The following is a 13,195-nucleotide window of genomic DNA, read 5'->3' on the forward strand; positions in this document are numbered from 1 at the left end:
GAGAGCGCGCGAGCCGGGCGTACCGCGCTCATGGGTCCGCACCGAGCGTTGCCGGCGCTTTCGCGCGTACTGCCCGGGAACGGCACGCTCGGTACGCGCGATTCCGCGTACCATCGCCCCCGTCTCGGGGAGGACGCGCTGACCGGCGGTGAGCGCGAGTGCGGGACGCGACGGACTAGCCGCCGAGCTCGACCAGGACGCGCGGGATCTCGCCGAGCAACTCGCTCGCGAGGTAGCCCAGCGGCCCGACCTGCACTGCGAGCCGGTCCCCCGCAGCCGCGTGCACGTACGACGCCCATGCGGCCGCCTGCGCCGGGCCGGCTCCGCGCGCGAGCAACCCCACCACGGTGCCGGAGAGCACGTCGCCGCTGCCGCTCGTCCCGAGGCCGCCGGTCCCGGTCCCCTTCACCCACGACCGACCGTCGGGCGTCGCGATCACGTCGCCCAGCGAGACCACGGCGCCGAAGCGCTCGGCCACGGCCCGGGCGTCGGACTCGTCGTCGGTGCTGTCGCGGCCGAGGAGCCGTTCCGCCTCGCCACTGTTCGGCGTCATGACCAGACGCCCGCGCAGCGGTTCGAGTTCGCTGAGGACGTCTGCGGCGACCCCGAGCGCGAACGCGTCCAGCACGACGAACGCCTCGTCGCTGACGATCCCGGCGATCCCGCGGACGAGGTCCCGCGTGCCGTCCGGCGCGTCGAGGCCGGGTCCGATCAGCACCGCGTCAGCGCTCCCGGCGTCGGTCGCCAGGCCCTCGATCGCCCCGACCGCCACGTGTCCGTCGGCGTCCTCGTCCAGGGGTTCGACGCCGGACTCCGGGACGGCGACGGCGACCTCGTGGGCGACGCTCCGCGCGACGGCGAGGGTGAGCCGGCCCGCTCCGACGCGGAGGGCAGCGTGGGCCGACAGCATCGCGGCGCCGGGGGTGCGGGCAGCACCGCCGACGACGAGGACCTGGCCGCGGCCGTACTTGCTGCCCCCGGGCGCAGGGAGCGGCCACCCGCGCAGGAGGTTCGGGGTAATGGCCTCAGCTGACATGGACGTCGTCCTTCCGGCCGCTGTGCTCGGTGACCTCACTGTCGTCGAGGTGCCCGATCGCGGAGAACTCCTCGAGCGACCACGCCTCGCCCAGTCCGTCTCGCCGCAGTCGGGTGAGGGAGGCGTTCGCCACCGTGTGCGTGCCGGCGAAGTCCATCAGCGTCGGTTCGTCCAGGTCAAGGCAGACCGCGATGGCGAGCATGACGACGGCGTCGTGGGCCGCGACGACGAGCCGATCAGTCCCCTCGATCCGGTCGACATCGACCATCAGGGAGCGGAGCCGGAGCATGACGTCTGCCCACGACTCCCCACCGGCCGGCCGGTGGTAGTACTTGCCGAGCCACGCTCGGCGACGTTCTTCGTCCGGGTAGCGGTTGCGGACGCCCTGCCGCGTCAGCAGGTCGAGCACACCGAGCTCCCGGTCACGAAGCCGCTCGTCCACGCGCTTCGGCGGCTCCGGCAGGTCACCGGCGGCGAGCGCGATCGCGATCGTGTCCTGCGCCCGGCGGTACGGGGACGTCCACAGCGCGACGGCGACGTCGTCGACCCCACGGTCCGCCAGCTCGCGCCCGAGCGCGCGGGACTGCTCCTCACCCAGTGGGCTCAGCGGGACGTCAGCGTCCCGGTACCCCGCATCGATCACGTCGTCGCCCGCGGCTTCGGCACGGGCAGCCGCGACGTTCGCGACGGACTCCCCGTGACGCACGAGCCAGATCTCCCTGACAGCCATGCGGCCACCGTAACCACGCGCCCCTGGTGCCGTTCAGAACTGCCGCACGGTTCATCCGCGAGCACTCCGCACCGGACGGACGACACACGGCAGGCCAGCGCTCCGGAGCCGCAGTGCGAGGGCGTCGAGGTCCCAGAGGTCGCGCCATTCCAACCGGATGATGCGTCGGACGCCCGGCACGGTCAGGAGCAGTTCGTGCCGGCGCTTCTCGTCCAGGAAGACCTGCGTGGGCGTCCGCCCGTTCCGGTACCGGGCTTCGTCGTACTTCACCCGGCCGTCGACCTCGATGACCACGCCCTGCTCCGGGAACCAGAAGTCGACCGCGAACCGTCGGCCCGCCACCACGAACTCCTGCTGCAGCACCGGGACGGGTAGCCCGAGCTCACGGAAGACGACCCGGGCGAGGGACTCTGCCGGCGAAGCCGCTCTGCCGTCCGCGAGGTCGAGGACCAGCCTGGCGGTGCTCCTCGTCCGCGCATGCTGGTCCAGGGCCTCGTCGAGTTCTGCGCGACGCGTGCCGTTCCGGAGCGCAGCATCAGCCACCATGACGGCGCTCCGGACGTCGCCGGTCAGGGCGATGTCGATCACGGTCCTCGGCACGGTCGTGACGCTGATCGTGCCGGCCGGACGGCGCTCTGCGGGAGGGACGGGTCGGGTGTGCAGCACGAGTCCGGGCGTCCGTGTGCGGTACATGGACGCGGGGACCGACGCGTGCACGGGACCGAGCCAGCCGTGCAACGACGGCAGCCCGTGGATGGCGAGCGCTGACGTGTGCGACGCGACCGCGCGGGTGGAGAGCCGCCCGAGCCTGGCGTACACCCGGGTGACGTACCGGCGTCGTGGGGTGGCCGCGTCCCAGTCGGCACCACGGACGAAGGCGTTGGGACCGACTCGCACCAGTCGCCCGGGACCGTCGCTGCCCACCCGCCGTCGGAGCGCGGAGCCGCTGAGGCCGGCTTCTCGCATGGTGGAGGCCCGCAGGACGGGGAGCGCTTCGTACATGCTCCGATGGTGCCGACCGAACCATCCCGGAACGGGACTGATCCGACGAACTGTGGACGAGCCTCCAGGCGGGCCAGCCTGTGGAGGAACGCGATCCTTCCCAAAACGGCCGCGATGCAATGTGGTTCCGCGCGTACTCGGTGCGGGCGTTCCGCCGGGTACGCGCGATTCCGCCCGCTACGCGCGATTCCGCCAGGCACGCGCGAAACACCCCCCACCCCCGACACGGCGCCGGGCGGGACGCACCCGTGTCCCGCCCGGCGCCGCGGCCTCCCGGCCCGGCCTCAGGCCCGCCGCACCCGCAGCGTCACGATCTCGAACGGCCGCAGGGTGAGCACGACCGGCTCCCCCGACTCCCACTCCGACTCGTCCACCGCACGCTCGAGCAGGTCCACACGCGTGACCCCGGCCACGTCGAACCCGAAGTCCACGCCGACGTCCGACGCGCGCCCACCGGACGCCTCGTACAGCCGGACGACGACGTCTCCCGAGCGGTCCTCGGCGAGCTTCACCGCCTCGACGAACACCTGCGGTGACGACACCGTCACGAGCGGAGCCACCGGCGTCGACCCGGCAACGGCCCGGACCGGCAGGTTCAGCCGGTAGCCCGAGTCGGCGGCGTCCAAAACAGACGGCCCGACCCGCAGCACGGTCTGGAACACGTGGTGTCCCTGGTCGGCGTTCGGGTCCGGGAACGTCGGACCGCGCAGCAGCGACTCCCGGACCAGCGTCGTCGTGCCCCCGTCCGGTCGCGTCGCACGGGTGATGTCGTGCCCGTAGGTGGAGTCGTTCGCCACCGCGACCCCGAACCCCGGCTCACCGACGTGCACCCAGCGGTGCGCGGCGGTCTCGAAGCGCGCGATGTCCCACGACGTGTTCTGGTGCGTGGGCCGGTCGATGTGGCCGAACTGGATCTCGCTCGACGCGGTCGAGGCCCGGACGTCCAGCGGGAACGCGAGCTTCAGCAGCTTCTGGTGCTCGTGCCACTCGACCTCGGTCTCGATCCGGAGCTCGGGCTCGCCCGCGACGGCCGTGTACCGGGTGGTGAGGGTCGACGACTGGAAGGACCGCTCGACGACGAGTGCGTCGCCCTCGATCGTGACCGACGTCGCCTCGAGCACGGTGCCGCTCCGCTGGTACGCGCGGTCGATGTCCCACGCCTCCCACTGGTTCGGTGTGTCCCGGAACACGGTGTACTCGGCGGCCGCCGCACCCGGTGCGATGGCGTCGCGACCCGACGACGGGTCGACGAGCGACACGACGTGGCCGGCCGCGTCGATGGTCGCCACGACCGCGCCGGTGTCGAACACGACGTGGTCGCCGTTCCGGACGGGAGGCACGGCTCGCGGTGCGTCGACCGGCGCACCGCCCAGGGCGGTCACTCCCTCGGCCGCGACCGGGGACGCGTTGAACCGCACGACGGTCCCGATGTCGGCGCGGCCGCCGAGGGCATCGGCCGTCGGGGCGTCGAGCAGGGCGGAGCCGCCGGCGCCTCCTGCCAACGATGTGGAGGACGACGCGACCCCGGCGAGCGCCGCGGCGCCCCCGTTCGCGAGCGCTGTGGTCGCGTTCCCGATGAGGCCCTCCAGCACACCGGCGACCCGGGCGTAGTGCTCCTCGGCCACCTCGTAGACCCAGGCGATCGACGACCCCGGCAGGATGTCGTGGAACTGCTGGAGCAGCACCGTGTGCCAGGCCTCCTCGAGTTCTTCGTACGGGTAGTCGAGCCCGAGACGGACGGCGGCGGTGGCGGCCCAGAGCTCGGCCTCGCGCAGCAGGTGCTCGGAGCGACGGTTGCCCTGCTTCGTGCGGATCTGGGACGTGTAGGTGCCGCGGTGGAACTCGAGGTACATCTCCCCGGACCACACGCCGGGCGTCGGGAGCTCCCGTTCGAGCTGCTCGAACACCTGGGCCGGCGTGCCGAGGTCGACGCGGGGCGAGCCATCGAGGTCGTGCTGCCGTCGGGCGGCCGCGACCATCTCACGGGTGGGACCGCCACCGCCGTCGCCGAAGCCGTAGAGCAGCATCGAGGTGTTCGCGACGCCGCGCTCCTTGTTCCCGCGTTCGCCCCGGTGCAGGTCGGCGGGCGAGACGTCCGAGTTGTAGGTGTCGGCCGGGGGCAGGTGCGTCAGGATTCGGGAACCGTCGATGCCCTCCCAGTGGAACGAGGTGTGCGGGATGACGTTCGTCTCGTTCCACGACGGCTTCTGCGTGACGAACCACTTCGACCCGGCGGCGCGCACGATCTGCGGCAGGGCCCCGGAGTACCCGAAGGAGTCGGGCAGCCAGGCCTCGGGGGTGTCGATGCCGAACTCCTCGAGGAACAGGCGCTTCCCGGCGACGAACTGCCGGGCGAGGGCCTCGCCACCGGGCAGGTTCGTGTCCGACTCGACCCACATGCCGCCGACGGGGATCCAACGGCCCTCGGCGACGCGCTGCTTGATGCGCTCCCAGATCGTCGGGTAGCCGTCGCGGATCCAGGCGTACTGCTGGGCGCTCGAGCACGCGAAGGTGAAGTCGGGGTCGCGGTCCATCAGGTCGAGCACGTTCGAGAACGTCCTGGCGCACTTGCGGATCGTCTCGCGCACCGGCCAGAGCCACGCGGAGTCGATGTGCGCGTGGCCGACCGCGATGGCCCGGTGCGCGGCGGCGCTGGCGGGGACGGCGAGTGCCGGTGCCAGGACCTCCCTGGCGGCTGGGGCGGTCCCGGCGACGTCGTCGGGGTCGACTGCGTCGGCGGCACGTTCGAGCACGCGCAGGATGTCCGCACCGCGGGTGCCGTCGGTGGGGAGCTCGGCCATCAGACCGCGGAGGACCCAGAAGTCCTGCTGGAGCTCCCACACGGTGTCGTCCCGCTCGGCGAGCTCGATGGCCTGCACGTGGTAGATCGGCGTCGTGCCCGCCGTCGCCTTCGACCCGAGCGGGGTGGCGCCCTGGAAGTGGTCGCCGCCGATGTCGGGGTTCGCGGCGGCCTCGACGTAGACCTCGAACGACTCGCCCGGCCCGACCTCGAGCGGGAGGGTGTCGTTGAGCGGCTCGATGCCCTTGATCGTGGAGCCGTCCGGTCGCCAGGCGAGCCCTTCCGCCTGGAAGCCGGGCTGACGCTTCGTGAAGCCGAGGTCGACGAGCAGTTCCGCCGTGGTGCCCTCGGCCGTGCCGAAGTTGGACGGCACGGTCCCGCGGATCCGGAACCACGTGGTCCCCCAGGGCTTGCCGCCCCAGGCGTCGCCGACGTGGAAGGGCGTGTACTCGGCGTCGACGGCGACCGCGAACGGCACCGGTTCGTCGGGCACCTGCCACGCGTCGATCGTGACGGGGGCGGAGCGACGGTGCACGGCCGGGTCGATGCGGTCCCGGACGAGGCGGGCGATCCGGGCCTCGACGAGGGGTTCGTCGTGGTGCATGGAGGTGGTTCCTTTCCAGCAGGGGGCGAGCGTTCCAGCAGGGGGGCGAGCGTTCCAGCAGGGGGCGAGCGTTCCGGCGGGGAGCGGTCAGCCCTTGATGCCACCAGCGAGGGCACTGCCGCCGCCGAGGCCTCGGGACACGATCACGTAGAGGGCGATGACGGGCACGGAGTAGATGATCGAGAACGCGGCGAGCTGCCCGTACGCGACCGCCCCGTACTGCCCGAAGAAGTTGAAGATGCTCACCGCGGCGGGCACCTTCTCGGGCGAGAGCAACAGGACGAACGGGACGAAGAAGTTCCCCCACGCCTGGATGAACACGAAGATGAAGACGACCGCGATGCCCGGACGCATGAGCGGCACGACGATGCGCCACAGCGTGGTGAGCATCGAGGCCCCGTCGGTCCAGGCCGCTTCCTCGAGGGAGATCGGTACGGAGTCCATGAAGTTCTTCGCCATCCAGATCGCCATCGGCAGCGAGGTGGCGGCGAGGAAGAAGATGCAGCCCCACACGTTGTCGATCAGGTTCAGCGACACGAAGAGCGCGTAGACGGGCACCATCATCGCGGTGATCGGCAGGCCGGTCCCGAACAGCACGCTGTACAGGAACGGCTTGTTGACGCGCATCTTGTAGCGGGACAGCGGGTAGGCGGCCAGGATCGCGACGACCACGGTGATGACCGCGGTGCCGCCGGACAGCAGCAGGCTGTTGCCGAGCGGGATGAACGCCAGGTCTGGGGTGAGCACCTTGGTGAAGTTGTCGAGCGTGAACTGCGACGGCGCCTTCACCGACAGCGACGCCTGGGGGTCGACGGACGCGAGCACGAGCCAGAGCAGCGGCACCGCGAAGCACGCGGCGATGACGAGCAGCACGATGTTCGACACCCAGCGCATGGTCCGTCCCCGCGGGGAGGTCATGTGCAGGGAACCGGGAGCCGTGACGGCCCTGGTCGTGGTCGTGTCGGGACGAGCGGTGGCGAGTGCCATCAGTCAACCTCCGGCTTCAGTGCCCTGATGTAGATGATCGAGAAGACCGCACCGACGACGAGCAGGATCGTGGCGATCGCCGTCCCGAAGCCGAGCTGCGAGAACTTGAACGCCTCCTGGTACGCCAGGATCGGCAGCGTCGACGAGTCGGTGCCCGGGCCGCCGGCGGTCATGACGTAGATGAGCGTGAACACCGACAGGGTCTGCAGCGTCGTGAGCATCAGGTTCGTCGAGATGCTCCGACGGATGACCGGCAACGTGATGAAGACGAGCCGCTGCCATCCCGTGGCACCGTCGACCTCGGCCGACTCAGTGATCTCCTCGGGGACCTCCTGCACGGCGGCGGAGTAGACGAGCATCGAGAACGCGGTCCCGCGCCAGATGTTCGCCAGGATCACGGAGATCATCGGGAACGTGTACAGCCAGTTCGGCCCGCTGACCCCCACCGACGCGAGGATCTCGTTCAGAGTGCCCTTGTCGTTGAAGAACGCGTACGCCGCGAACGACGCCACGATCTCGGGCAGGACCCAGGCGGCGACGACGAACGTGCCGACGATCGCGCGGACGACGCGGTGGGCGCTTCGCATCAGGAGCGCGAGGCCGAGTCCGAGCACGTTCTGCCCGACGACGGCCGACGCCAGCAGGAAGACGATGGTCAGGACCACGGACTTCGGGAAGTCCGGGTCGGCGAACAGGGAGAGGTAGTTCTTCAGGCCGACGAACTGCTGGTTCGCCGCCCCGGCTCCGGTGAGCGCCGAGTTCGTGAACGATCCGTAGAACGACGACAGGACCGGCCCGAGCAGGAAGATGACGAGGAGCACCACGGCGGGCAGCAGCGGGACGGCCCGGCCCACGTTCCGCAGGGGGCGCCGCTTGCGCGGCGTGGGGGGATCGGTGTGCTTCGGCGCACCGGGCGCCGACAGCGTCGGCGCGAGGGGGGTTGTGGACACGGTGGATGCCTTCCGGGTGCGGAGGGGGTTTCCGAAGGTGGGCAGAGCCGGACGGGAGGCGCGGTGCGGGCGTGCACCGCCCCTCCCGTCCGTCAGTGGGTTGCGTTCCGAGGAACGGCCGGACGTCAGCCGGAGACGGTGTTCTTCTGGCCGACGATGCCGACCACCGACTTGTCGTAGGCGTCCGCCGCCTGCTTCGGCGACTCCTGCCCGGTCATCACGGATTCCATGGCGACCTGGATGGCGTTCGAGATCTGCGAGTAGTCACTCGTCGCCGGGCGGAAGTTCGTGTGTTCCACGAGCCCGGAGAAGAACTTGAACGTCGGGTTGGACGCGTCGTACGTCGGGTCCTCGGCGACGTCCTTGCGGACCGCGATCTGGCTGTTCTCGATGTCGTACTTCAGCGAGCCCTTCTGGTTCAGGAAGGTCGAGATGAAGTCGAACGCGGCCTGCGGGTTCTTCGAGTTCTTGCCCACCGCGAGCGTCCAGCCACCGGACATGCTGGTGTAGCCCGGGTCCTGGCCGTTCTGCGTCGGCATCGGCGCCTGCCCCATCGTCTTGGACCAGTCGGCCCACGGCGCGGTGCCGGACTTCAGCCACGTGCCGGACTGCCACGAACCGTCGAGGTCGATCGCGAGCTGCCCCTTCGGCAGCCACGTCTGCGCGATGGTCGTGCCGACGTTCGTGTCGAGCGCCTGCTGCGGTGTCGGGCCGAGACCGCCCTGGTACACGTCCTTGATGAACTTCAGCGAGTCCTGGAACTGCTTCGAGCCCGTGACCCACTTCTTGTCCTTGTAGAGCGTGTTGCCCGAGCCCTCCGCGCCGTACAGGAGCATCTCGAAGCCCTGCATCGTCGACGCCTCGCCCTGCGGCTTGCCGGAGTAGACGTTGAACGGGATGACGCCGGGCTTCTTCTGCTTGATGGTCTTCGCTGCCGCGAGGACGTCGGCCCAGGTCTTCGGCTGCCACGGCACGGGCAGCCCGACCGACTTGAAGATGTCCTTGTTGTACCAGAGCGCTCGGGTGTCGGTGCCCATCGGGACGCCGTAGACCTTGCCGTCGTCACCCTGCCCGGCCTGCTTGGCGTTGTCGTAGAACTGCGACCAGTCCTTCCACTTCGCCGTGTACTTGTCGAGCGGCAGCAGGTATCCGGCTTCGGCGTCGGCCTTGACCAGGAACGTGTCCTCGTACATGACGTCGGGGGCCGTCGCGGGCGCCTTGTTCATGAGCGCGAGCTTCGTGTAGTAGTCGTTCTCCTGCGCCTGGATGGGCACGAGTTGGACCTTCTTGCCCGGGTGCGCCTGCTCGTACTCCTTCTTGACGACCTTCATCTGGGCGTCGAGCTGCTGGAAGGAACCGAACTTCTGGTACGCGATCTTGATCGTGTCGCTCGAGGCGGACCCCGAGCTCGAGCAGCCGGACAGGCCGACGGCGGCGACTGCCACGGCTGCGAGTCCGGCGATGATGCGGGTGCGTTTCATCGGTGCTCCTTTGCACGGGTGACGTCCGCGGGCTCCGTCGCCCGCGCGCAGGATTAGTCCACCGTATTGACTTAACCGTGTCAAGGGTGTTTCCGGAGCAGATCGCTCACGTTCGCGATGGGACGATGCGGCGGTGCGGCGAGACGTGCCGCTGGCCGTCAGACCGGGGTCGCGCCGCCCGTGACCGTGATGCCGCCCACGGCCGGCACGTCGACGAGCAGCACGCTCGGACGCCCGACGTGCCGCCCCTGCCGGATCACCACGCGGTCACCCGCCGTCACGGCACCGACCTCACGCAGGTACGCGCCGGTCGCCGCCGCTGCCGAACCGGTCGCCGGGTCCTCGGTGATGCGGCCCACGGGGAACAGGTTGCGCGCCTCGTACTCGAGCGGCGCCGTCCCGTGCAGCACCGTGACGGTCCCGGTCCAGCCGGCCTCGAGCATGAGCTCGGCGAGGGGCGCCGGCGCGAACCGGAACTGGTGGAAGAGCTCCTCGTCGGCGAGCACCACGATCGGGTGCCAGTTGCCCGCGAAGGACTCCCGGACGCCGAACCCCTCGGCGACGTCGGCGGCCGTCAGCCCGAGCAGGGCGAACAGGCGGTCGAGCAGCCCCGGGTCGACCGCCCGCGATCGGGGTTCGACACTCGTCATCGCCACCTGGACCGTGCCGTCCGGCAGTGCGGTGGCATCGAGGGCCACGTCGCCCGCGGCGGTCGTGAACACCCGCTTCCCGAGACCGTCCCGCTCCGCCAGGACCACCGCGGTGGCGATCGTGGCGTGCCCGCAGAACGGGACCTCCGCGCCCGGGGAGAAGTACCGGACCCGCGGGCCAGCCGGGGTCTGCCCGACGACGAACGCGGTCTCGGGGTAGGCGACGTCGCGGGCGATGGCGAGCATCTCGGCGTCCGACAGGTCGGTGGCGTCGAGGACGACGCCCGCGGGGTTGCCGCCGCCCGGCTCGGAGGCGAAGGCGGTGTACCGGAGGATCTCGACGCGCATCCTGCGACCGTAGTCCTCAGCGTCGGATCAGCAGTCCGCTCGCCCGGGGCGACAGCGCCGCGTCGAGCACCAGGCACGCGGCACCGACCGCGGCGACGTCCGACCCACGGTCGCTCTCCACGACCGCGATCGGGTGCTTCGGCACGAGGAGCGGCGACCCGACGATCGCGGCGCGCGCCGCCGGCAGCGCCGCCGACGCGATCCGCGACCAGAACGGCCCGCCGAACACGACCCGGTCCATGTCGAGCAGGTTCACGATCAGCACGACGGCGTGGCCCATCACGGCGCCGGTCTCGGCGGCCAGCGCGACGGCGGTCTCGTCCCCGGCCTCGATCGCGGCCGCCAGGACGTCCCACGCGCGGTCCACGGCCTCCACGTCCGAGCGGTCGCCGAGCTGCAGGCCGCGGTCCGCCGCGATCTGCACGAGCCGCTCCGGCGCCACGGTCGCGCCGACCTCACCACGGGACCCCGAGCCCTCCGGCGTCCCGGCGAGGGCGCCCTGCTCCACCATGATGTGCCCGGCGTCCCCGGCGTTCGACCCCACCCCGCGCACGGGTTCGTGGTCGACGACGAGCCCCACGCCGAAGCCGGTGCCGAAGTACACGAAGGCGAAGTTGCGGGCCGAGGACTCCCCCGCCAGGAACATCTCGCCGACGGCGGCCGCGGTCACGTCCTTCTCGAGCAGCACGGGGTAGCCGGTGGCCTCGGCGACCGCGTCCCGGAGCGGCACGTCCCGCCATCGCGGCAGGAACGGTGGGTCCACGACGATGCCGGCGTCCACGTCGATCGGCCCCGGGCTCGCGATCCCGATGCCGAGCACCGCGTCGACGTCCACGTCCGCGTCGGTCACGAGCCGGTCGACCGCGGTGGCGATGGTCCGGATGACCCCGGACGGGTCGTCGGCGGTCGGCGTGGAGGTCGTCGTCTGCGCCACGACGTTCCCGGCGAGGTCGAGCAGGACGTACGTGACGACGGCCGGGTCGACGTGGACCCCGACCGCGTACCGGCTCCCGGGCTCGAGCCGCAGGATCGTTCGGGGTTTGCCGCGGCCCGACACGATCGTGCCAGACTCGGCGATCATCCCGGCCTCGATGAGGAACCGGGTGACGTTCGACACGGTCTGCGCGCTGAGGCCCGTCCGCGCCGCGAGCTCGACCCGGCTCAGCCCGTCGGGCGACCGCCGGACGGCGTCCAGGACGACGGTTCTGTTGAAGCCGCCGATCGACGGCAGGTTCGCCCCGCGCCGATGCTCTGCCATGTCGAGACGATACCGCGGCAACGGAGCGGTATCGGTCTCGTCATCTCCCTGGCCCCCACACGGGGAGCACCGTTACCCTGAGCGACATGACGGACCTCCGCCTCGAAGAACTCTCCGCGACGACCGCCGCTGCGGCCAACTCCCTGACGCTCAAGCCGGGGCAGGAGCAGTTCGTGCAGCCGACGACCTACGGGGTCGCCGAGTCCGACGTGAAGCCGAGCTCGGCCTGGACCCGGGTCGTGCTCGACGGGGACGAGGTCGTCGGTCTCATCATCGGCACCTTCGACACCGAGAACGCCGAAGAAGAACTGCGCAGCGCGATCTGGCGCGTGAACGTCTCCGCCTCGGCGCAGGGCCGGGGCGTGGGTCGGTTCGCGGTGCACGGGCTCGCCGACGAAGCACGGAACCGCGGGCTCGAGCGCCTGACCGTCGTCTACGAACCCGGCGGCGACGACAGCCCGGAAGCCTTCTTCCGCGCCGTCGGCTTCGAGGTCGTGCGCGAGACGCAGTACGGCGACCACTTCGCCGTCCTGACGCTCTGACCGGTCCCGGCATCCCCGGGAGCACGACCGTGGACGACGACTTCGGTGCAGCCGTCGCCGAGGTGGTGCGGCGCATCCCGACGGGGCACGTCATGACCTACGGCGACGTCGCCGCAGCACTCGGCTCCCGAGCGTCCCGCGCGGTGGGCAAGGTGATGGCCCACGAGGGCTCCGACCTGCCCTGGTGGCGGGTCGTCCGCGCGGGCGGACTGCCGCCGGCCCGGCACGAGGCCCGGGCGCTCGAGCACTACCGTGTGGAGGGCACACCGCTCGTGCAGGGCGCGTCGGTCTGGAGGATCGACATGCGTCGTGCGCGCTGGTCACCCGCCACGGACGCGGACGACCCGTTCTGACGCCACGCCGTCGGCGCCGAGCACGCCGTCACAGGTCGAAGCGCGTCCCCTTCGGGTTGGCGGGCAGCAGGAACATCACGAAGAGCACGAGCGACCCGATGCCGGGGAGCACGTGCAGGAACTGCCAGAACCCGGACAGGTTCACGTCGTGCAACCGCCGCGCACCGAGCGCGAGCGACCCGACGAGCGTCACCACGATCCACAGCACGAACAGGTACGAGCCGACCGGGTTCTCGAGCACGGGGGTGTCCGGCGTGAACACCTGCGGGACGAGCTGCAGCACCAGACCGATCGCGAACGACGTGATCCACCACCACCAGAACTCCGCCCGCGACGCCCGGCCGGTGAACACGGTGTACTTCCGCCAGAACCGCCGGACGGCCTCGGCGAAGGGCGCGCCGTAGAAGGGGTCGCGCAGGGCGACGCCGCCGGGCTGCACGCTGTCGTTGCTCAT

12 protein-coding genes are annotated in these 13,195 nt (G+C 71.0%); 2 read left to right on the plus strand and 10 right to left on the minus strand.

Features of this window, described 5'->3' with window-relative positions; all coding sequences use genetic code 11:
• Positions 1-175 precede the first annotated feature (175 nt).
• The 9 genes from J7E22_RS04770 to J7E22_RS04810 form a co-directional block, all read right to left on the minus strand.
• Positions 176-1,036, minus strand: a complete 861-nt coding sequence (locus J7E22_RS04770; protein ID WP_214979468.1) for an NAD(P)H-hydrate dehydratase — start codon at positions 1,034-1,036, stop codon at positions 176-178.
• Positions 1,026-1,766, minus strand: coding sequence for a histidine phosphatase family protein (locus J7E22_RS04775; RefSeq protein WP_214979470.1), 741 nt, complete (start codon positions 1,764-1,766; stop codon positions 1,026-1,028). Before J7E22_RS04775 ends, J7E22_RS04770 begins: the two co-directional genes overlap by 11 nt.
• 51 nt (positions 1,767-1,817) lie before the next feature.
• Positions 1,818-2,768, minus strand: a complete 951-nt coding sequence (locus J7E22_RS04780; RefSeq protein WP_214979472.1) for an endonuclease domain-containing protein — start codon at positions 2,766-2,768, stop codon at positions 1,818-1,820.
• A 284-nt stretch (positions 2,769-3,052) separates the two neighbouring features.
• The gene (locus J7E22_RS04785) at positions 3,053-6,172 is read right to left on the minus strand and encodes a glycoside hydrolase family 38 C-terminal domain-containing protein (protein ID WP_214979474.1); all 3,120 of its coding nucleotides are present in this window, start codon (positions 6,170-6,172) and stop codon (positions 3,053-3,055) included.
• Between the two features lie 87 nt (positions 6,173-6,259).
• The gene (locus tag J7E22_RS04790) at positions 6,260-7,090 is read right to left on the minus strand and encodes a carbohydrate ABC transporter permease (RefSeq protein WP_214980605.1); all 831 of its coding nucleotides are present in this window, start codon (positions 7,088-7,090) and stop codon (positions 6,260-6,262) included.
• Positions 7,091-7,158: 68 nt separating this feature from the next.
• Positions 7,159-8,109 (minus strand): carbohydrate ABC transporter permease, encoded by a 951-nt coding sequence (locus tag J7E22_RS04795; protein ID WP_214979476.1) that lies wholly within the window; start codon positions 8,107-8,109, stop codon positions 7,159-7,161.
• Positions 8,110-8,234: 125 nt separating this feature from the next.
• Entirely contained in the window at positions 8,235-9,590 is a 1,356-nt protein-coding gene (locus tag J7E22_RS04800; RefSeq protein WP_214979477.1) for an extracellular solute-binding protein, read from the minus strand.
• Positions 9,591-9,748: 158 nt separating this feature from the next.
• Positions 9,749-10,588, minus strand: a complete 840-nt coding sequence (locus J7E22_RS04805; RefSeq protein WP_214979478.1) for a PhzF family phenazine biosynthesis protein — start codon at positions 10,586-10,588, stop codon at positions 9,749-9,751.
• 16 nt (positions 10,589-10,604) lie between these two features.
• Positions 10,605-11,846 carry an ROK family transcriptional regulator gene (locus J7E22_RS04810; RefSeq protein WP_214979479.1) on the minus strand — a complete coding sequence of 414 codons (1,242 nt, stop codon included), beginning with the start codon at positions 11,844-11,846 and terminating at the stop codon, positions 10,605-10,607.
• Between the two features lie 86 nt (positions 11,847-11,932).
• On the opposite strand from J7E22_RS04810, the gene J7E22_RS04815 reads away from it, so the two are divergent.
• Together J7E22_RS04815 and J7E22_RS04820 are read left to right on the plus strand one after the other, a co-directional pair.
• Positions 11,933-12,388 carry a GNAT family N-acetyltransferase gene (locus J7E22_RS04815; protein ID WP_214979480.1) on the plus strand — a complete coding sequence of 152 codons (456 nt, stop codon included), beginning with the start codon at positions 11,933-11,935 and terminating at the stop codon, positions 12,386-12,388.
• A gap of 29 nt (positions 12,389-12,417) precedes the next feature.
• Positions 12,418-12,741 (plus strand): MGMT family protein, encoded by a 324-nt coding sequence (locus J7E22_RS04820; RefSeq protein WP_214979481.1) that lies wholly within the window; start codon positions 12,418-12,420, stop codon positions 12,739-12,741.
• A gap of 28 nt (positions 12,742-12,769) precedes the next feature.
• On the opposite strand, the gene J7E22_RS04825 is transcribed toward J7E22_RS04820, so the two are convergent.
• Positions 12,770-13,195: a DUF805 domain-containing protein gene (locus J7E22_RS04825; protein WP_214979483.1), complete on the minus strand. Its 426-nt coding sequence runs from the start codon at positions 13,193-13,195 to the stop codon at positions 12,770-12,772.

This window comes from Curtobacterium sp. ISL-83 (genome assembly GCF_018613895.1).
In the GTDB taxonomy this organism is placed as follows: domain Bacteria; phylum Actinomycetota; class Actinomycetes; order Actinomycetales; family Microbacteriaceae; genus Curtobacterium.

Bases quoted from the DNA above. Each gene is read 5' to 3' on its own strand.
- J7E22_RS04790 (WP_214980605.1), bottom strand. From the start codon at position 7,090: ATGACCTCCCCGCGGGGACGGACCATGCGCTGGGTGTCGAACATCGTG.
- J7E22_RS04775 (WP_214979470.1), bottom strand. From the start codon at position 1,766: ATGGCTGTCAGGGAGATCTGGCTCGTGCGTCACGGGGAGTCCGTCGCG.
- J7E22_RS04825 (WP_214979483.1), bottom strand. From the start codon at position 13,195: ATGAGCAACGACAGCGTGCAGCCCGGCGGCGTCGCCCTGCGCGACCCC.
- J7E22_RS04815 (WP_214979480.1), top strand. From the start codon at position 11,933: ATGACGGACCTCCGCCTCGAAGAACTCTCCGCGACGACCGCCGCTGCG.
- J7E22_RS04785 (WP_214979474.1), bottom strand. From the start codon at position 6,172: ATGCACCACGACGAACCCCTCGTCGAGGCCCGGATCGCCCGCCTCGTC.
- J7E22_RS04810 (WP_214979479.1), bottom strand. From the start codon at position 11,846: ATGGCAGAGCATCGGCGCGGGGCGAACCTGCCGTCGATCGGCGGCTTC.
- J7E22_RS04805 (WP_214979478.1), bottom strand. From the start codon at position 10,588: ATGCGCGTCGAGATCCTCCGGTACACCGCCTTCGCCTCCGAGCCGGGC.
- J7E22_RS04770 (WP_214979468.1), bottom strand. From the start codon at position 1,036: ATGTCAGCTGAGGCCATTACCCCGAACCTCCTGCGCGGGTGGCCGCTC.
- J7E22_RS04800 (WP_214979477.1), bottom strand. From the start codon at position 9,590: ATGAAACGCACCCGCATCATCGCCGGACTCGCAGCCGTGGCAGTCGCC.
- J7E22_RS04780 (WP_214979472.1), bottom strand. From the start codon at position 2,768: ATGTACGAAGCGCTCCCCGTCCTGCGGGCCTCCACCATGCGAGAAGCC.